Here is a 20,612-nt window from a genome sequence, read left to right as displayed (position 1 = left end):
GAATACAGGATGTAAACAAGCACCAACAGACCTATGGATATATCTACAATGCATTAAACTGTGTAAATAATGCCGATTTTGAGAGAAAGTAAGTCAGGATGGAAAAATACTGCTTCTACTTACGATATTGGAGGAATTGCTTACCATTCCTTCTATTTTAAAGGGCTCTACATGTGTTGATTATCAGTAGTAAAGATGGGTTTTGATGTTTTTCCAACTTATTTACTTCCCGATGCAGAAGTTCTTAAAGATATTTCCCAAAACTTCATCAGTTGAAATGTCTCCGGTTATTTCGCCAAGGAAGTGAAGACATTCGCGAATGTCCTGAGCTAAAAAGTCTGTAGGGATATTTACTTCCAAACCGTTATTAACTCTGTCGATGCTTCCCAATGCGTTTTTAAGAGCTTCAAAATGGCGGATGTTGGTTACAATTACATCCTGTTCATTAACAGCACCCATGTTTACTGTTTTCAGCAGTTCGTTGGTTAAGGAGTCGATGTTTTGCTTTTGTTTGGCCGAAATAAAAATGATTTTGTCTTCTACGTCCAGTCCGGTTAATCGTTTTGCCAGCCCCTGAGGATCAGGAATTAAATCAATTTTATTGATGCAAACCACTAGGTGTTGAGTCTCGCGGTCTATGGTCTGATTTACTTTCGAGATAGAATCATTTATGTTTTCCATATCCCGGTCGGCATCAATCAGTAAAAGAACGATTTGAGCCTGTTTCATTTTGCTGTAGGTACGTTCAATACCCATACTTTCAATTCGGTCAAGAGTGGTTCGAATTCCTGCCGTATCGATAAAGCGGAAAGTTATTCCGCCAAGGTTAATGGTGTCTTCAATTACATCACGTGTTGTTCCTGCAATATCCGAAACAATAGCACGATCTTCGTTTAAAAGAGCATTCAGCAGTGTCGATTTGCCCACATTTGTGTTTCCCACAATAGCAACGGGAACACCGTTTTTAATCACATTTCCCAACTCAAAAGAGTTGACCAGTTTCTGAATCAGACTTTGTATTTCGTTCACCAAATTGGTCAGTTGAGTGCGATCGGCAAATTCTACATCTTCTTCGCCAAAATCGAGTTCCAATTCAATCAGCGATATAAAATTCAATAATCGTCCACGTAAGTTGGCAATTTCGTTCGAAAAACCACCGCGCATTTGCTGCAATGCCACTTTATGAGCTGCAGCCGAACTCGATGCGATTAAATCGGCGACAGCTTCGGCTTGTGAAAGATCCATTTTGCCGTTTAAAAAGGCACGTTGTGTGTATTCACCTGGATTGGCGCTGCGGGCTCCATTTTTTAGCAGAACCTGAAGAATTCTATATTGAATAAAAGGAGCACCGTGGCAAGCAATTTCAATGCTGTTTTCACCTGTGTAGGAGTGAGGGGCTTTAAAAACACTCACCAAAACCTCGTCGATAATTTCTTCGCCATCCTGAATTGTTCCAAAATGAACGGTGTTTGCTTTTTGATCAGCAATGAGCTTTTTGCTTGCAGCTGTAAATACTTTATCGCAGATTGTAAGAGCATCAGCTCCCGAAAGGCGCACGATTGCAATGGCGCCGTTACCAGGAGCTGTTGAAATTGCACATATAGTAGATTGATCAATCATAGTTGTTCCAATTGTAAATAATGAAATACAAAGATAGAAGAGAATTACGAATTATAAATGATGAATTGTGAATTATGAATGCTGTGGCGACCTGATTCTTTACTATTACTGCTTGTTTTCCTCTTTTTCCTTTTCGCTTTTTTCCTTTCGCCTTTATCTTTTACCTTTGAGCTTAAAATATAAAACAGAATTAAATCAACTAAGAATATGATATCACTAAGCGGTCGTTGGACATTTAACGAAGATTTTGGCTTTGGCAAGGACGAAGGCTTTGCAGAATTTACTCAGGAAGGTGATTCAATAACAGGAGTGGTGGTTTATACCGAAAGAATTGATGATGAAACTCCATTCAGAGTTCAGCAGGAGGTTGAAGGGAATTTTGATGGTGTTAATTTTAAAGTGACAGGAACAAAAGTTGAATTACTTGATGTCGAAAATCAGTTTGAATACCATCTGGATACCTGGGAAGGAATTTTAAACGCGAATAATCAGATAGTAGGTCATAGTTACGATGACCATGATTGTTTTGGTGTGTTTGTAATGGAATTTATTGAGTTGCAATAGAATTTATCTCAGTGATTTGCATAAAAAAGATCGATGCTCGTGCACCGATCTTTTTTATTTTGTTGAAATGCTTTGGCTTTTGTAACACTCTTTAATTCATAATGTTGAAAATAGCCAGGGCGAACAGATAAAATCGCAAAAAACGGAACAATCCAAACAATAGATATCTTTTAAAGCTAAAATTGATAATCCCCGATGCCATACTCACCATAGAAAATGGCAATGGCAGCAGTGCTCCTACAACAATAAGTAAGCCGCCCCATTTTTTTAGGTTTGTAATGTGTTTTTTCATCTTGTTTTCTACTGTCTTTTTAACAGAAGGAATGCTAAGTATCGTTTTCCCAATAAAATAGGATACGCAACCTCCCAGATACGAGAGTAGAGCCAGTAAAGAAAGCTGAAGCATTGGATCAGGCAGTGTTTTTACCCAGGCAATAAATAGTTCAGGGGGAATTAAGCCTAATATGGATTCTGAAGTAAAAAAGATCATAAAAACACTGATTGGTGAATAATCTTTTGTGGTTTCATGAAACAAACTATGAAAATCAAGTACATAATATTCCAGAAAAAGAATGAGACCAACAAGCACAGCAAAAGGAACAGCAACCTTCTTTAGAATTGCCCCAACAAATTGGTAGAAGCCTGTATATGAGTAATATTGATGCAGAAGTTGAATTTTTGGTTTGCGATTTTTTCGCACAATATTTGTTTTCATTAAGTATTAATCTGTTTAATCAGGAAATTGAATTTTGAAAAGCATCTCTGGGAATTATTTTGAATCTGATTACATATTTGTACCTGCCAGATAGATAAACTATGAAACATGAATGTAATTAGTGATGCGTGTTTTTACAAATCAGCTCAATATCGATGGTTAAATATTTTTTGAAGCAAATTTGTAATTGCAGAGATTTACTAAAGAAAAGAATACTTAGGCTTTGGGAGGCGGAGATTCCAGTTCTCGTCTACTAGGATTACTTATTGTTGTATTTGAATTCTTAGAACTGTCGTTATCATGCAAATAGAACTCTGTTTTGCTGTCGAAATACACATCCAGATCTTCTATATCAGTATCATCATATTCCGAAGAAGACACATCTGTTTCGCTTATCAAATCGGTTGCCAACGCAGGTTTATTTTCTTGATTTACCTTAATCATTTGTTGTATGATCGGTATCACAAGCAATAGCAGCGATAAGAATATCAGTAAAACCGATAGATTTTTCATGATTCTATATTAGTTGCGCAAATGTATAAAAAATCCAGCGCAAAGCAGTACTGTTTCTTTTTATGCATTTAAAAGTAGGGTATTCCCCTACACGAAGTAGGAACAGCCCTGTTTCACATCATTGCCATCATCTATACTTTTGTTATAAAAATTAGAAACATGCAATTAGTGAGTGAAACATGCCGAACCAGAGAGAATATTTTAATTCTTGCAGATTTTTCTGATGGGAATTGGGACGCAATACAATTTGCGATGAAATATCTTTATAGAACACATTCAGAAATAGGTATAGTTCAGACTTGGCACAGACCAAATTTTGGGTTTTCCATGGTCAGAGATCTTTCTCCTATTCTACAGAAAAACGCAGAAAATGAATTGGAAACACTAAAAAGAAAGCTTTTGTCGAGTTACACTCTTTCAGATTCTCAAATTCACCTATTTCCTTTTGAAGGAGATTTAACTGCATTTTTCACAAGTAACTTATATGCCGGCAAAAATTGGCAGGTAGTAATGGCTTCGGGCGAAGATGGATACCAATTATCTGAGAATCCAAGAATTCTTGAAATTATTGATAAGGTTGGACATTCGCTGTACATCCTGTCTGGATGGAAAGGAATTGGATTTAGATCAGATGGTTTTGTATTATCCGATACAAATAATCCTTCTCAGCAGGTTCTTGAAGCTCTCAGTAATATTACCGCAGAGGGCAAATCTTTCTTTCGGGTATGCCTTAATTCCTCAGAACAATCACGAGAGTCAACTGAAAAACAGAAAATAATCTACAGAGATAATTGCAGGAATGCCCGTTTGTTATTTTTGGAGGCGGGAAAAGGCAATGGTCAGGAAGAATTTAATGATTTTGCAACAGAGAAAGGGCAAAGGATCATGATTTTTGATCAGAATCGATATAGAAAGTTTACCAGAAGCTTAAAATCCTGCCTGGATTTGTGGTTGGTAAGAAGTAAAGGGATAATTATTGGCCATCACTAAATAAATTACCATGAAAGTACTGAAAATAAACAAGATACTTGTGCCGGTAAGCTTAGCTGGAGATGGAGAAAATGCCTTTAAACAAGCATTGTTTTTTAGAAGAATATTATCTGCTAAAATTACATTACTTCATGTCGTTTCATCTGGTTCACGATTTGGGAATGTTGTTCAATCGGATATAGTTAGGAGTTTGCAGGCAAGAGCCATGGTTCGTTTGGTTCGATTTGTAAAAATTCATTTTAAAGGCAGAATACCTGAAAATATAGAATTAAGGGTGGAAATTGGATCGCATATTTTAAAAACAGCAGAAATAGCAAGAGATGAAAACTTTGACCTGATAATTATTAATAAAACTAAAAAGAGCAATGCCTTAATCGATAAATTTAAGAAACACAGTGCTGATAGACTTATTGATGATTCAATTTGTCCTGTTTTAGCGGTGGAAAGCCGATGGACGAATAGAGGTATTAGAGACATTTTAGTACCTGTAGATGTTTCAAGGAGATCAAGAGATTTACTGGAATGGTCTATTTTTATGGGAAACTTACTAAATGCGAGAATTCATTTACTCACTGCCTTGCAGGTTAAAATTAAATTGGAACGAAGCCTTGCCTTTAAAAAGGCTCATATCATGAAAGAACTCATAGTAAGGGCAGGAGTGAACTGCAAAGTAACTATTGTAGAGAGAGAGGAAGAAACCAGATTGAATGCACTTCTATTGGGAGCAAAAAAACAATCGGCCGATCTGGTTATGGTTCAAGGGCATCAGGAAATGATTTTTAGTGGTGGGCAAGGAGCAAAATTGGTTACCGGTTTTTTGCATAGTTCATCGGTTCCTGTATTGTGTCTGGGGATTGATCAGAATTGTTTCTTTGCCAATTTACTGGGGGCTGGCAACTACAGTCCAATTAAGTATAAAGTGAGCAATTAACACCTGAGTAACAGCCCTTAAATTTGGAGGAGTTAATAAATCATAGATAATAAAATCAAATAGGGAATAATCACAAATAAATTAGTTTCGGTAATTGGGAATGGTACGGTGATTATTCTGAAGGAAGGCTTCACAACAGATAATTATATGGTGTAAACATAGTTAAGGTGTGCAGGCTTTCCCTATTTGATTTAACAATTATAAATGAATAGTTTTAGAATAGTCACAATAAGAATAAAAAACAGTTGGTGTATGATGTTTTCATTGGTATGGATTGTAATTTTTGAAATTCTATTTGGCAAAACTCAGTCAACTAAATCCCGGAAGTAAAAGCTTTGCAATTATTTGTAAATTTGTTACACTTTGCAGAATGGTACCTAAAACGTTTTTGGAATGAAACGCCCCTATACAATAGTGTTACATGCAGGATGATGAGTGTAATTTGGGAGTTTCATATGGCAAATGAAAACAAATTATACTCACATGAAAATAAAAAAGAGTCTGTTCATTAAACAAAAAGTAATATTTGTTTTATTGCTCTTTAGTTTATTTGCTTTTGGAGGAATCATCTACACCTTTAGCAATAGTGCTGTGCTCGATTCTCAGCATATCCGACTGGTTGAATTCTCGGAGAAAGTAGAAATTGAAGTTTTCAATGGGAGAATTAAAATGGATGAACTTTTAAGTGGTAATAAAACCATTACAAACAGTTCTGTTTTTGAACGTTTTGATAGAGCCGAAAAATATATATCAGATATCGAACAAATAATTTCGAAGACTAAAAAAATCAAATTAGATAAGGAAAATCATTTTCTGTATCAACTTTCCGAACTAAGACTTTTAATTCATCAGATTAAAGAAATTGTACGCACTAAGATAAACAAGGATGTGAATAGTGTCGATTCTAATTTGGCCGGATCATATCTCGAATTTATGCTAAAGTTTGATGAATATGGCAAAACTTTGCACGCCTTTATCAGCGAAAATAATTATCGTTTAAAACGTGAGCTGTTTATTCTTCTTACCAGCATATTTACGATACTGATTATTAGTTTGGTTTTAATTGTTCGATTAATGGATTCACTGATTAGAACCAACCGCGTACTTCTTCACAACACAATGAAAGTGGAGCAGAGTGAGCGTAGGAGAATAGCGATGGATCTTCATGATGGTTTAGGTGCCATGTTATCGAGTGTGGGTCTCTACAGTAAGATTTTGGAGAAAAAATTTAAGGATGATCCGAAGATACATGGTCAACTAAATCAAATTACCTTGTTATCAAATCAGGCCTTGCAAACTGTTTCTGAAGTAATTAATAATCTGAATCCATCAATTTTAAACCGTTATGGTCTTGTTGAATCATTGGACAGACTATGTGCACGAGTCAACAGTATCGGAAATGTTAAACTCCATCTGGAATCGAAGAATTTTATTGGAGAAATGAATAAGAGTACCGAAGTGATTATTTATCGTATTATTAGTGAGTTAATCAATAACACCATAAAACATGCAAATGCTACAGAAGCCTTCATTACTCTAAAAGGGAACACCAAAGTTACCCTTCATTATCAGGATAATGGTTCGGGTTTTGACAGCAGAAAGTTATCATTGCATGAAAAGAACGGCATGGGTTTGCTAAATATAATTGACCGGATTGAATCCATAGGAGGTGATTCTTTAATTGATACTACCCCGGGTAATGGATTTGCAATCACAATTAAATTAGGAATTGATAAGTAAATTATATGGAAACAATTAAAGTTATTTTGGTCGACGATCATAAGATATTTAGAGATGGGTTTCGTCTTTTGCTGCAGAGTTTTCCATATGTTGATGTAATTTGCGAAGCCTCAAATGGTTTAGAATTATTAAAAGTACTTGAGGATAATATTCCTGATATTATTTTCATGGATATAAATATGCCTCATGTTGATGGTGTAGAAGCAAGTAAAAGAGCTCTCGAAAAATATCCGGATCTTAAAATCATAGCACTTACTACCTTTCTGGATGATGATTATCTGGAACAAATGTTAATGGCAGGTGTGGAAGCTTATATGTTGAAGAATGCAGATATTGAGGAGTTCGAAAAAGCAATTTTGAAAGTATATTCAGGAGGAAATTATTTCTCAGCAGAAATTGTCGCATTACTTTCTGACAAATTAAATATCCTTCGCAGCCGCAAAGTTCAACAAATGGAATTGCCGGTATTTACCGATCGGGAGAAAGAAATCCTTGAATTAATTTGTAAAGGATTTGGGAATAAAGAAATTGCAGAAAAAATCTTTATTAGTCCTAAAACGGTGGAGAAACATAAGAGCAGCCTTTTTCAAAAGACAGGTGTTTTAAATACTGTAAATTTGGTGATTTTTAGCTTTAAACATCAAATTGTGGATTTCTAATCTGTTTTTCCGGAAATGTACATGTTTCAATAAATATTTATGCAGATAATGAACATCGGCATAAATCCACGTGTCTTGTTTAATTATCGCTCTTATTCCGAAGTAGGGATTTCCCTATTGTTCAATTCTCTTTTCAGGCTTATTTTCGCAGGATATTAAACCAAATAAATGCTTGGTGTTTAATTAATTATTATTTGTAGTGTAAGGATTGATGCTGAGTGAGAATAAAAAATAAATGATGATACAATTTTTGAAGGAAAAAAGAATATTTGATAAAAATAAGAATCCTCTGGTTGAATTTGTAAGGCTGGAATCATTTGGAGGAATTGTATTGATGTTTTTTACCATTCTAGCCATTGGCTTAACCAATTCCGCATTTGGAGAATCCTTTTTATCTTACTGGAAACAATATTTCGGTATTAATTTTGGTGATTGGGAGTTAAATAAGACTCTTTTACACTGGGTTAATGACGGCTTAATGGCAGTTTTCTTCTTCGTAGTTGGATTAGAAATAAAAAGGGAATTGCTTACAGGAGGTCTGTCATCAGTTAAAAAGGCAAGTTTGCCAATTTTTGCAGCTATTGGAGGTATGTTGGTGCCTGCATTAATATATTTTGGTTTAAATCAAACAGGATCAGGAACACATGGCTGGGGAATCCCAATGGCAACAGATATTGCCTTCGCCTTAGGAATATTACTTCTTCTGGGCAAAAGAATACCGACTTCACTCAAACTTTTGTTAACCTCAATTGCAATTGTTGATGATATAGGTGCTGTAATTGTAATTGCTCTTTATTATACCAGTGAAATAGATTGGGTTTATCTTCTTTACGGCGGTGGTATATATGCTGTTTTATGGTGTCTCAATTTATTAAAAATCAGAAATATTCCTGTTTTTTTATTTCTTGGTGTTTTGCTTTGGTTTGCTTTGTTAAAATCGGGCGTACATGCAACACTTGCAGGTATTTTATTAGCCTTCACAATACCCGCCAGGGCGAACCGAAATGTTTTCGAATTCATTCGATCCAATACCATACTATTAAAACAATTGGGAACTACTCTTACTAAAGATAAAAAGTCAAAGGAGAAAAATATACAAGCCTCAATTACTGCCATAACAGCTAATTGTGTTGAGGTAATATCGCCATTGCAGAGGTTAGAACATTTATTTCATCCTTGGGTAGCCTATTTAATAGTTCCCTTATTTGCTTTTTCCAATGCAGGTGTAATTGTAAATGGCGATTTAATGAGCAAAGCTTTTGATCCAATCTCCCTTGGTATAATTTTAGGTCTGTTTATAGGGAAACCACTGGGCATTTTTCTGTTTTCTTATTTAGGCGTAAGAATGGGCATTGCTCAGAAATCTCAAAAAATATGTTGGTCACAAATTATTGGAATTGGTTTTTTGGGAGGAATTGGTTTTACCATGTCCTTCTTTGTCTCGCAACTTGCCTTTTCTGATTCGTTAATTTTAAATCAGGCAAAAATTGCTGTGCTAATAGCTTCAATTATGTCGGGTTTGATAGGTTTTTTCATTTTAAAATTATTCGGTAATCAATCAACAAAATAAATGTTTTTCATAGTTTAGTTAATTCTTTGAAGGCCGAAGCGTATGTTTCGGCCTTCTCTTTTTATTTTGTCAATGAATTATTCATAAAAAGTTTATTTTTTTTAATGATGCGATAAACTTGAAATTCAGAACGTTTAGTCCTGTAATGCCTATTAATAAAGAGGTGCAGTGATTTTTTTCTTGCAAAAAGATTTGGAGGATAAGAAAAAATCCCCATCTTTGCATCGCAATCAAATGAAACGCGGATGTGGCGTAATTGGTAGCCGCGCTAGACTTAGGATCTAGTGCCGAGAGGCGTGGGGGTTCGAGTCCCTTCATCCGCACAAAAAGATCGATACGAAAGTATCGGTCTTTTTTTTTGGCTCCAAATCTAAATGTTCAATTCTGGATTTTCTTTGTATCTTCTTCAAACCAATTATTTTATTATGAAGCAACGATGCACTTTAAGTCAACTTCTGGGAATTGAACATTCAATACTGCTGGCTCCTATGTTTTTAATATCCAACACCAAAATGGTTGTTGCAGCTCTGAGCTGTGGTTGTACAGCAGCAATTCCTGCTCTTAATTACCGAACAAAAAAGGAATTGCACGAGGCCATATTGGAAATCAGGAGGGCGACATCAAAACCATTTGGTTTTAATCTAATTGTGAATAAATCCAATCTTAAATATAAGTCTCAATTAAAGACTTTGCTTGATCTTAAAGTAGATTTTATAATTACCTCTCTGGGGAATCCTAAAGATGTTATTGCATCGTGTAAACCGTTAGGGATTAAAGTTTTTTGTGATGTTACGGATGTGGAATACGCTCAAAAAGTGGAGCAATTGGGCGCGGATGCAATTATTGCTGTCAACTCGCAGGCTGGCGGACATTGCGGCCATTTACCGGCAAAAGAATTAATTTCTCAATTATTTCAGTCTACAAGCTTACCAATTGTATCTGCGGGCGGAATTCGTAATAATTCGGATGTGAAACAAATGATGGAGTGGGGGGCATCCGGTGTTTCTGTTGGCACTATTTTTATTGCCACTCACGAATCTGATGTTTCTAAGGAGTACAAGCAGGCAATGATTCAATACGGCTCAAAAGATATTGTAAAATCAACAAAATTAACCGGCTCAGCACTCACAGTAATCAACACAGCTTATGTGAAGAAAATTGGGACCAAAGCAAACTTTTGGGAGTGGTTATTTAATAATAGTTCCATTCTTAAAAAATATGCAAAGTTGATTCTTGCCTGGCAAGGAATGAGTAAAGTAAAAAAATCTGCATTTAAAGCAAGTTATCAGAATGTATGGTGCGCAGGCCCAAGCATTGAAAGTGTTAAAAGCATTCGCTCTGTCAAAGATGTTTTATCTGGCTTAATCCAAGCTGATAATTAACCTTTTCATGGTTGCAAGTAAAGAATTACCTAGTGCACAGCCACTTTATTCAAATAATATCGGTAATAATAATTATTATTACCATATTGTTTTAATTAATCAATATGAAACGTCCATGCCAAAGCGATTTTGACACACAGGGGGATGATTATTCCAAGCATGGTAAGTTCTCCCGAAACAAGTTCGGGACAGGCTATATGACAAAACCTTAAAATTATAATCATATGAAATACTACTTTTATTATGTAATAATTATATGAGTGCAATTATTATTGCTTCAATAATAAAACTAAAGGTGGAATAAGCCGAATTAACCTTAAAATAGAAGTAGGTAGTAAAAAAAACAAAATAATAATGAGTGAACAAGTTATTCAAATAGTCGAGAAGAAAAGCAACGGAATGGCAACTGCTGGTTTCGTTTTGGCTCTTATTACCGTACTTTTTGGTTGGATTCCTTTTGTTGGATGGGTTACTTGGCTGTTAGGGCTTATTTTTAGTGCTCTCGATTAAGTAAAGCTAATAAAGTTGGAGTTGGTAAAGGATTGGCCATTGCAGGTTTAGTTATTAGCTTAATTGGCATTGTTGTATTACTTGTAGTTGCGGCAAGCATAGCAGCCATAATTGGCATGAACGTCTAATCAGAAATTCTAACGAAAGGAGGTTGCCGAAAATCCTTAATAGAGTAGGTAAGCTATTTCTTTAAAATTAAAACAGATCATTTTATAAGTTTTTCGAATCCCCGCCAACCAATCCAATTTTGCTCTGTCACATCATCTGCTATTCGAATTAGCCGCTCGTTAAAATCATTTCTAACCGCATTTTCATTGATATATGTAACCGCTTCGGCAAATGATTTAAGCATGCTTTTATAAAAGGCTTCCTGTTTAATGTATTTTTCAGAAGTGTATGTGATTGCTATTTCAATCTGATAAAGCATTACATCTGCAATCAAGTTTGGTTCCACACCAAGCTTTTTAAAGTGGCGAATGAATTTTTGGGCTACAGAACGTCTCATTTTCGCTTTACGGCCAGATAAAGGAAAGTATTCTTTCGAAATTTTGAATTTACATTCTTCCAGCAATTTATTCTCCTGAGGATTAAATGCGAAATCGTAAAACTCCTTTACATCTTTAAATCTGGTATAAAGATCGGTAATTTGTTCCTGAAGCTGCTTTTTGTTCAGTTGCTGCAGGTATTCTTTTAAGTCTTTTTTACTCATGTATTTTACTAAAATTTAAAGTTATTGCTTAGGTGCAAATTTACTAATAAAATTATCCCTTTTATAATAGGTACAGAAGTTTTATTACTTTCCAAAACAGACTAATTGTTTTAGTGAATTTTATTTTCCGCTTATGATGAATATCTAAAATTGTAATTATTTGTTTAATTAAAATTAACAATAATAAACTAATTATAGTGCCTTTTATATTTTAATCTTCATTAATGTTGTTTTTGTGGTTATTTTATGGTGTTTCATGTAAAAGTCTTAGTTCATGTAATATGACTTCAGTAAATTTATTTTGTTGATTAGGGAGAGGAGATAGGTATGTAATTATGATTTTATGATTTTAAAATTTTGATTTGTCCCAATACCAGTAAGAAGCCCCTGTTTCTATTTAACAATTTTTAATTAACCTTAAAATTAGACTGTGAATCACGTACATAATTTTTTGATATTATTCCTTGTCAATTGTGGTATTCATTTATATCATATAATGCCATCTCTAATTCAAAGAGATAAAACAGCGTGTTCTTCAATTTTTTCTTTAGCAACTGCTATTTATCGTATTTCCACCATGTCAGTAAAAAACTTATTAGGAGCAAAAATACCATCTATTAATTGGAATGTGTGTAATTGGAAGCAAGAACGAATTATTTATTTTTTGTGTTAATTGATTAAAAGATAAACTATATAAACCTGATGAAGTTTTGGATATTTTCAAACCACAACCATATTTATTCAATAGATAACTTCATCGAAATATTCATTTAAACCTTAAAAAATTCAACAATGAAGAAAGTAATGTTAATTATGGTCGCTGTAGTTTTTACTGCAGCAGCATCTTTTGCTCAACAAAATGTTTCTGAAATACAACAATTTGGAACAGATCAAGAAGCAACAGTTGATCAGGTAGGTGTTTGGAATTACAGTCAAATAAATCAATCCGGAGAATTAAATATTGCTTCAGCTACTCAGTTAGGCGATTTAAATTCTTCTTTTATTAATCAGATTAATAGTGTTTGGGTAGAAGCTTACGTTGAGCAATACGGATTCTTGAATTTCTCCTCTGTATATCAAAGTAGTGTGTGGGATATTGCAAATGTACTTCAAGATGGTAATTTTAACATCTCGTATGTTGAGCAAGTGAACAATTTATGGTCAGAGGCTTTAATAAACCAATTTGGAGATTCTAATTGGGCTAAAGTTGATCAGGCAAATGGTTCTCTTGATTTTGCCGGAATTATTCAAGATGGTTTTGCAAATCAAGCTAGAATAAGACAATACGGTAATGAGAGTAATTGGGCTGGTGTTATTCAAACAGGATCCTTTAATTTAGCCGATGTATATCAGGCTAATGGAATAGGTAATTCTTCTTACGTTACACAAGAAGGTGAAGATAATTGGGCATTTACAACTCAAATGGGTGGCGAAGGCAATTCTATCGAAGTTGAACAATATGAGAATAGTAATACTGCAATAGTAAATCAGTATGGCGGTGTTATGAATCGTGCTTATGTTGGTCAGTTAGGAGACTGGAACTACGGTAAAATTACACAGGTAAAAGGAGAGGATAACTATGCAGGTATCGCGCAGATTGGTTATGCTAATGATGCTTCTATTAAACAAATTAAGGGAGAATCTAATTGGGCCGGTTTGGTTCAAAATGGTGATTTCAATAAAGCCACAGCTATTCAAAGAAAAGGTTTTGATAACGAAGCATACGCAGAGCAGGCAGGCGATGGAAATACTGTAATGATGAAACAAATTCGCGGCGAAGGAAATTTGGCAGAAGTTTACCAGATTGGTGATGATAACTTTTCTTATACAGAACAAGTTGGTGGTGAGAACAACACTATTTCAGTATTACAGGATGGAACAATGAATTATACCGAAACTTATCAGTTTGGTGGCGGTGGAAACCTTGCAATAATAGAGCAATATGGTTATGGTAACTATTCAGGTATCCTACAAGAAAATGTAACAAATTCTGTTGCTGATGTTTTCCAGGATGGTGAATTAAGCGAATCTGTTGTTCTTCAATACAACGGAGACAATAATTTTGCAATAGTTACTCAGGTTGGAGATTACAATTATTCTGGAATTGCGCAGGATGGATCAGGCAATACTGCTGATGTATATCAGTCAGGTTATGGACATTCAAGTGTAGTAATGCAGTATGGTATTGGAAATAGTGCAACAGTAGATCAAACTAATTCCAGTTTAAATCCATAATTAAAATATTTTAGCTGTCTTTATATTTCTAAAGACAGCTACTTCTAAAAATTTTAAGTTGATTTTGTTTTAAAGGTTGAGTCAACTTTAATAATGATAAAATCTGGAAAGTATTCGTAATTTGTGTGGTTGTAAATTGCGGAAGTGAATTGGATTTTATTAAGAGCAAGATAAGGAATGTTCATTTTGAGCATTCCTTATTTGTTTATATACAAAGAACCGACAGCTATCTTTGTCGAGATTAAACTATCGGTTCTAACCACTTAACTGCCTATGTTTAGTGTAACTTATTGCATTTTTTAAGCTCCTAAGTATTTGTGAATTGCGTGAGCTGTTTTGCGTCCATGATCCAATGCACGAACAACCAGGCTTGCACCGGATGTTGCATCGCCTGAGCAGAAGATTTTCGAATTTGAAGTTTGACCTTTCGCATCAGTTTTAATATTTCCTCTGCCATCCAATTCAAGTCCTAATTCATTAACTAATCCCTCATGCACAGGATGAACAAATCCCATGGCTAATAATATTAAATCAGCATCAATGGTTTCTTCAGTTCCTGGAACTTCATTCATTTTGAATTGGCCCTTTTCATCCTTAGTCCATTCAATTTGTGTGATAGTAAGTTTTTTCACGCTGCCATCTTCACCTAAAATCTCTTTAGAACTAAGAGACCATCTTCTCTCACAACCCTCAAGGTGAGAACTGGAAGTTCTTAAAGTTTCCGGCCAGTAAGGCCAAGGATTGGTCTCTTTTCTTTCTTCAGGTGGTTTTGGCAGCAATTCTATCTGCAAAACAGATTTTGCCTTTTGACGAATTGAAGTCCCAACACAATCGGAACCAGTATCGCCACCTCCAATAACAACAACGTTTTTACCTTTAGCGGATATTCTTTCCTGCTTGGTGAATTCGTCGCCACGTATCAGTTTATTTTGTTGCTTAAGAAAATCCATAGCGAAATGTACACCTTCCAGTTCACGGCCTTTAATTGGCAAATCGCGGGGTTTCATTGCACCAATTGCCAGGCAAATGGCATCATATTCCGCTTCCAATTCAGTAAATGAAACATTTCCACCTACATCCTGATTGGTTTTAAATTCGATACCTTCTTCAACAAAAAGTTCCAAACGTCGATCAATAACGCCTTTATCCAATTTAAAATCAGGTATTCCGTAACGAAGCAATCCACCAATCGCATCATCTTTTTCAAATACAGTCACATTATGACCAGCTCTGTTTAGCAGATCTGCAACAGATAATCCTGCTGGTCCTGACCCAATTACAGCTATTCTTTTACCTGTACGCTTTTTAGGAGGCCGGGCCTTGATATAGCCGTACTCAAAAGCTTTTTCGATAACAGCGGCCTCATTTTCGCGTATAGTTACAGGCGATTTCTGCAACGCCAGCACGCAAGATTTCTCGCATGGAGCCGGACAAATTCTTCCTGTAAATTCGGGAAAGCTGTTCGTTGAATGTAAAATTTGGCTTGCTTCCTCCCAATTTTCTCTGTAAACAGCATCCTGCCATTCGGGAATTTTGCTGGCTGTAGGACAGGCCCAGTGACAGAAAGGAACACCGCAATCCATACATCTGGCTGCTTGATCTATTCTGTCATCAAGATTCAATGTTTGTTCAACCTCTCCAAAATCCCCAATTCTATCTCTTACCGGACGGTAGCCGGCTTCTTTTCTTTTTATTTCTAAAAAACCTTTCGGATTTCCCATAATCGTTCTGTTTGTTAATGAATAGTGCAGTAATTAAAGGAAAGGATCGAATCCTGTTTTCACCTTTCCATAAAATTTAATTACTCGTGAACTTCTGTTTGCGATTGAGCCGCTTTTAACTTTCGGTGAATCTTCTTCAGTTTTTTCTCCTCAAGAACTTTTTTATACTCATAAGGAATAACTTTCACAAAATGTGGTAGATATTCTTCCCAATGAGTAAGTACTTTAGAAGCGACACTACTCTGTGTTAATAACAAATGCTCGTGGATCATTCCCTGAAGCTCATGAATATCCTGCATATTTTCGACCGGTTCAAGAGAAACAAGACTTTTATTGCAGAAATAATCCAATCGTCCTTCCATATTAAGAACGTAAGCAATTCCACCACTCATACCAGCCGCAAAGTTTCTGCCTGTTTTACCTAGAATTACAACTCTACCTCCGGTCATGTATTCACAACCATGATCACCAACACCTTCAACAACAGCTATTCCACCGGAATTACGAACACAAAAACGTTCTCCCGCCATTCCTCTTATATATGCCGATCCGCTGGTTGCACCATAAAGTGCAGTATTTCCAATAATAATTTGTTCTTCAGGTTTAAATTTGCTTTTCTCCGAAGGATAAACAACCAGCTTTCCACCCGATAAGCCCTTTCCAAAATAGTCATTAGAGTCACCAACCAAGCGGAAAGTAATTCCCTGTTCCAGAAAAGCTCCAAAACTTTGTCCTGCAGATCCTCTGAATATGCAATGAATTGTATCCTCGTCTAAAACTCTTTTTGGTTTTAGTAAAGCAACTTTACCCGAAAGCATAGCTCCTGTGGTTCTGTCTGTATTGTTGATTTTCTGATCAATCCAAACTTTTTCTCCATCATGTAGCGCTTTCGCAGATTGTTTAATCAGCTCATGATCAAGAACCTCACCAATGGATTTTATTTTAGCGTTTGCACCACATATGGTGTGTCCATCAGTATTAGGAAGATGAATTAGGTTGTCTATACTAACTGTTTTTGCTTTCCAATTTTCGATGTTTTTACGTTTTTCCAGTAAATCAGATCGACCGACCAAATCATCAAATTTTCGAATTCCTAGTTCTGCCATCAATTCACGACACTCTTCTCCTAAGAAAGTAAAATAGTTAATCAGCCATTCTGAACGACCAAGGAATTTTTCTCTAAGCTCCTTGTTTTGAGTTGCGATTCCAACAGGACATGTGTTTAGGTGACATTTACGCATCATTACACAACCCAACACAACCAAGGCACTTGTAGCAAATCCAAACTCCTCAGCTCCAAGCAAGGCCATTGAAATAATATCCCTTCCGGTTTTTAATTGTCCATCGGTTTGTAATTTGATACGACCACGCAAGTCGTTCATTACAAGTGTTTGCTGCGCCTCTGCTAATCCAAGTTCAACAGGTAATCCTGTATGTTTAATTGAACTCAACGGACTTGCGCCTGTTCCGCCTTCGCAACCAGCAATCACAATAAGATCAGCGTTTGCTTTGGCAACACCCGCAGCAACAGTTCCAACACCATTTTCTGAAACCAACTTCACACTTACACAAGCTGTTGGATTTATATTTTTCAGATCGAAAATTAATTGTGCTAAATCTTCAATTGAATAAATGTCATGATGTGGAGGAGGAGAGATCAGTGTAATCCCCGGAGTAGAATTTCTAAGCTTAGCTATGATGTTATCAACCTTAAATCCAGGCAATTGACCTCCTTCTCCCGGTTTTGCACCTTGAGCTACCTTAATTTGCAGTTCATCAGCATTTACAAGATATTCAGCATTTACACCAAATCGACCTGAAGCAATTTGTTTAATTGAACTTCTTGCACTTGAATAAAAGCGTTTTGAGCTTTCTCCACCTTCACCGGTATTACTTCTGCCGCCAATTTTATTCATGGCAATAGCCAGAGCTTCATGAGCCTCTTTTGAAATGGAACCATATGACATGGCACCAGTACAAAATCTTTTCATGATGTTTTCAACCGGTTCTACTTCACTGATATCAATAGGATTCTTTTTATAATCAAAGAAACCTCTTAAAAAATGGGGAGAAGCAGTTTCCTTATTTACAATTGTGCTGTATTCCTTAAATTTTTTGAAATCATTTGTTCTGGTTGCCCATTGCAGCAATCCTATTGTTTCAGGGTTCCAGCTATGAGGCTCACCATTTTTTCTGTAGTGAATATTTCCATTATTCGTAAGCAAATCCTGATTATCGAAAGGATCCTCTTCTGAATAAGCTTTCTTGTGATGACAAAGAATTTCTTCTGAAATCTCTTTTAATCCAATTCCCTCAATTCTGGAAATTGTACCTGTGAAGTATTTGTCAATAACATCCTTGCTTACACCTAAAGCCTCGTAAATTTGGGCACCAAGATAACTGCCAATGGTTGATATTCCCATTTTAGACATCACCTTTAGCAATCCCTTATCAACGGCTTTTATATAGTTTTTACGAGCCGTTTTATATTCAAGACTGGTTCTTCCATCTTTCACCAATTTGTCAATAACCGCATAACTCATGTATGGATTAATAACACTAGCCCCGTATGCAATCAGTAAGGCAATATGATTTACTTCACGAGCCTCACCCGTTTCCACAACGAGACCAATCTGCATCCTCTTTCTCTTTTTTATAAGATGATGATGAACCGCAGCTACAGCTAAAAGAACAGGAATTGGAGCCATTGATTCGGACATATTCCGATCCGTTAGAATAATGTAATTTTTCTGTTCATCAACAGCTTTTTCGGCTAACAGACAAATAGAATCCAGAGCACTTTCCAGGCCAGCACCATTTTGAGATGCTTTAAACAGTATATCAATGGATTGATGTCTGAACTCTTCATGCTTAAGTTTCTTTATCTTGCCAAGATCAGTATTAGTAATTAACGGACTTTTGAATCGAATTAACTTACAATGCTGAGCTGTTTCATCCAATAGATTTTTCTGAACTGATCCTATATAATTGGTCAGATCCATCACCAGATTCTCCCGAATTGAATCAATTGGAGGATTGGTTACCTGGGCAAATAATTGACGGAAGTAATTGAAAAACAATTGCGGTTTTGGCGACAACACTGGTATCGGAGCATCGTTACCCATTGATCCCACAGGCTCTTGTGCGCCCGTTGCCATGGGCAGAAGAACTCTTTCAAAATCTTCTTTGCAATAGTTAAAAGTCTTCTGGCAAATGTTAAAATGATCTCCAATATCTGAAGGAACCCTTTTTTCAACAGGAATAGCCTTTAAATCCAAACGATTCTCTTTTAGCCAGTTTTGATAAGGATTACGATAAGTCAGTTGTGATTTTACCTCTTGGTCAGGAATGATGATTCCTAACTGAGTATCAACAAGCAATAGCTTACCTGGTCTTAGACGACCCTTTTCTTTAATTTCTTCGGCTTTAAACTGTTGAATACCCACTTCAGAACCCATTACAATCATGTCATCCTGAGTAATTACATATCGGGAAGGGCGCAATCCATTTCTATCCAATGTGCCGCCAATATAACGGCCATCAGAAAATACCAAGGAAGCTGGTCCATCCCAAGGCTCCATAAAAGTGGAATGATATTCGTAAAATGCTTTTAGACTATCGGGGATAGGATTTTTTTCATTCCACGATTCCGGCACCATCATACTCAAGGCATGCGGCAGACTTCTTCCAGTTAAGAATAAAAATTCAAGCACATTATCAAAAGAGGCAGAATCACTTTTGTTTGGTTCAACAACCGGGAATAGTTTTTTGATGTCATCACCAAACATCTCCGATTTTAAAAGAGATTCACGGGCTTGCATCCACAAACGGTTTCCTTTTATTGTATTGATTTCACCATTGTGAGCTACAATACGAAATGGCTGAGCTAAATCCCAGGAAGGGAATGTGTTGGTACTAAAACGTGAGTGAACCATTGCAATAGCGCTTTCCATACGGGAATCCTGAAGATCACTATAGTATTTCCCCAGTTGGTCGCTTGCAAACATTCCCTTATAAACCAAAACTTTAGACGAAAGACTAGGAATGTAAAACATCTCCTTTTCCTTCATTTTAGTTGCGCGAATATAACTTTCAGCTTGTTTTCTAGCTAAATAGAGTCGTCGTTCCAATTCATCCTGTTCGTAATTTCCACCAACAAAGATTTGTTTGATCACTGGTTCCGATTGTCTTGCAATTTCACCAATTGCATTGGTGTCCGTTGGGACATCACGTAATTGAAGAAATTCCAATCCTTCTTCTTCCAGAATCTGAATAAGAACTTCAAGACAGAACTTTTCTTCGGTTTCGTCTTTTGGTAAGAAAATTAAACCGGTACCATATCTTCCTGCTAAAGGAAGCTTGATTCCAATTTTTTTGTAGAAACTGTGAGGCAATTGCATTAAAATACCGGCACCATCACCACTTACATTATCAGCACCACGCGCGCCCCGGTGTTCCATATTACAAAGCACCTCCAGTCCACGGGTAATAATCTCGAAAGATTTTTTTCCTTTAATGTTGGCTACAAAGCCAATCCCACAATTGTCATGTTCGTTCTGAGGGTCGTAAAGACCCTGCTGTTTTGGTCTAAGGTTTCGCATAGGCAATTTTTAGTGCGAAGCCAGGAAATGATTTTATCTTTTAAACTTAAGGACCTTAAGAAATGAATAGAAATCCCCATTCCATATCATTTAGTAACGACTTTTATAAATCCGAGAGTCGTTGCCTTAATTCAAGAAACACCCAAAGATGG

General features: G+C 36.0%; 15 protein-coding genes and 1 tRNA gene. 10 read left to right on the top strand and 6 right to left on the bottom strand.

From position 1 onward, the window contains the following. Positions 1-222: 222 nt before the first annotated feature. On the bottom strand, positions 223-1,620 hold the full coding sequence (gene mnmE / locus BZG01_RS15025) for a tRNA uridine-5-carboxymethylaminomethyl(34) synthesis GTPase MnmE (protein WP_101310658.1): 1,398 nt from the start codon (positions 1,618-1,620) through the stop codon (positions 223-225). 207 nt (positions 1,621-1,827) lie between these two features. Between mnmE and BZG01_RS15020 the strand changes: the two genes are divergently transcribed. Beyond that, positions 1,828-2,184, top strand: coding sequence for a hypothetical protein (locus BZG01_RS15020; RefSeq protein ID WP_101310657.1), 357 nt, complete (start codon positions 1,828-1,830; stop codon positions 2,182-2,184). A 91-nt stretch (positions 2,185-2,275) separates the two neighbouring features. On the opposite strand, the gene BZG01_RS15015 is transcribed toward BZG01_RS15020, so the two are convergent. Then, positions 2,276-2,899 carry a YqaA family protein gene (locus tag BZG01_RS15015; RefSeq protein ID WP_101310656.1) on the bottom strand — a complete coding sequence of 208 codons (624 nt, stop codon included), beginning with the start codon at positions 2,897-2,899 and terminating at the stop codon, positions 2,276-2,278. Positions 2,900-3,115: 216 nt separating this feature from the next. Beyond that, on the bottom strand, positions 3,116-3,412 hold the full coding sequence (locus BZG01_RS15010) for a hypothetical protein (RefSeq protein WP_143470922.1): 297 nt from the start codon (positions 3,410-3,412) through the stop codon (positions 3,116-3,118). A gap of 159 nt (positions 3,413-3,571) precedes the next feature. Between BZG01_RS15010 and BZG01_RS15005 the strand changes: the two genes are divergently transcribed. The 8 genes from BZG01_RS15005 to BZG01_RS21790 all read left to right on the top strand — a co-directional run bounded on the left by BZG01_RS15005 (position 3,572) and on the right by BZG01_RS21790 (position 11,194). Further along, entirely contained in the window at positions 3,572-4,402 is an 831-nt protein-coding gene (locus BZG01_RS15005) for a hypothetical protein (RefSeq protein ID WP_101310654.1), read from the top strand. A gap of 10 nt (positions 4,403-4,412) precedes the next feature. Continuing rightward, positions 4,413-5,333, top strand: a complete 921-nt coding sequence (locus BZG01_RS15000; RefSeq protein WP_101310653.1) for a universal stress protein — start codon at positions 4,413-4,415, stop codon at positions 5,331-5,333. Between the two features lie 483 nt (positions 5,334-5,816). Beyond that, entirely contained in the window at positions 5,817-7,073 is a 1,257-nt protein-coding gene (locus tag BZG01_RS14995; protein ID WP_180327337.1) for a sensor histidine kinase, read from the top strand. A gap of 5 nt (positions 7,074-7,078) precedes the next feature. Next, the gene (locus BZG01_RS14990) at positions 7,079-7,732 is read left to right on the top strand and encodes a response regulator transcription factor (protein WP_101310651.1); all 654 of its coding nucleotides are present in this window, start codon (positions 7,079-7,081) and stop codon (positions 7,730-7,732) included. 238 nt (positions 7,733-7,970) lie between these two features. After that, positions 7,971-9,302 carry a Na+/H+ antiporter NhaA gene (gene nhaA, locus BZG01_RS14985; protein ID WP_180327336.1) on the top strand — a complete coding sequence of 444 codons (1,332 nt, stop codon included), beginning with the start codon at positions 7,971-7,973 and terminating at the stop codon, positions 9,300-9,302. A gap of 241 nt (positions 9,303-9,543) precedes the next feature. Next, a tRNA-Leu gene (locus tag BZG01_RS14980) sits at positions 9,544-9,625 on the top strand. Positions 9,626-9,727: 102 nt separating this feature from the next. Next, entirely contained in the window at positions 9,728-10,684 is a 957-nt protein-coding gene (locus tag BZG01_RS14975) for an NAD(P)H-dependent flavin oxidoreductase (RefSeq protein WP_101310677.1), read from the top strand. A gap of 354 nt (positions 10,685-11,038) precedes the next feature. Beyond that, complete coding sequence (locus BZG01_RS21790) at positions 11,039-11,194, top strand: hypothetical protein (protein WP_218973127.1); 156 nt, start codon at positions 11,039-11,041, stop codon at positions 11,192-11,194. A 205-nt stretch (positions 11,195-11,399) separates the two neighbouring features. On the opposite strand, the gene BZG01_RS14965 is transcribed toward BZG01_RS21790, so the two are convergent. Beyond that, entirely contained in the window at positions 11,400-11,903 is a 504-nt protein-coding gene (locus tag BZG01_RS14965; protein ID WP_101310649.1) for a DUF6155 family protein, read from the bottom strand. 792 nt (positions 11,904-12,695) lie between these two features. Between BZG01_RS14965 and BZG01_RS14960 the strand changes: the two genes are divergently transcribed. Next, positions 12,696-14,138 (top strand): hypothetical protein, encoded by a 1,443-nt coding sequence (locus tag BZG01_RS14960; protein WP_101310648.1) that lies wholly within the window; start codon positions 12,696-12,698, stop codon positions 14,136-14,138. Between the two features lie 299 nt (positions 14,139-14,437). On the opposite strand, the gene BZG01_RS14955 is transcribed toward BZG01_RS14960, so the two are convergent. Then, positions 14,438-15,859 (bottom strand): glutamate synthase subunit beta, encoded by a 1,422-nt coding sequence (locus BZG01_RS14955; RefSeq protein WP_101310647.1) that lies wholly within the window; start codon positions 15,857-15,859, stop codon positions 14,438-14,440. Positions 15,860-15,939: 80 nt separating this feature from the next. After that, complete coding sequence (gene gltB, locus BZG01_RS14950) at positions 15,940-20,460, bottom strand: glutamate synthase large subunit (protein ID WP_101310646.1); 4,521 nt, start codon at positions 20,458-20,460, stop codon at positions 15,940-15,942. Between the last annotated feature and the right edge of the window lie 152 nt (positions 20,461-20,612).

Origin of the sequence: Labilibaculum manganireducens (assembly GCF_002843385.1) — a bacterium.
In the GTDB taxonomy this organism is placed as follows: domain Bacteria; phylum Bacteroidota; class Bacteroidia; order Bacteroidales; family Marinifilaceae; genus Labilibaculum; species Labilibaculum manganireducens.
Note: the sequence above shows the minus strand (reverse complement) of the source record. Positions and strands in the feature narration are given on the sequence as shown.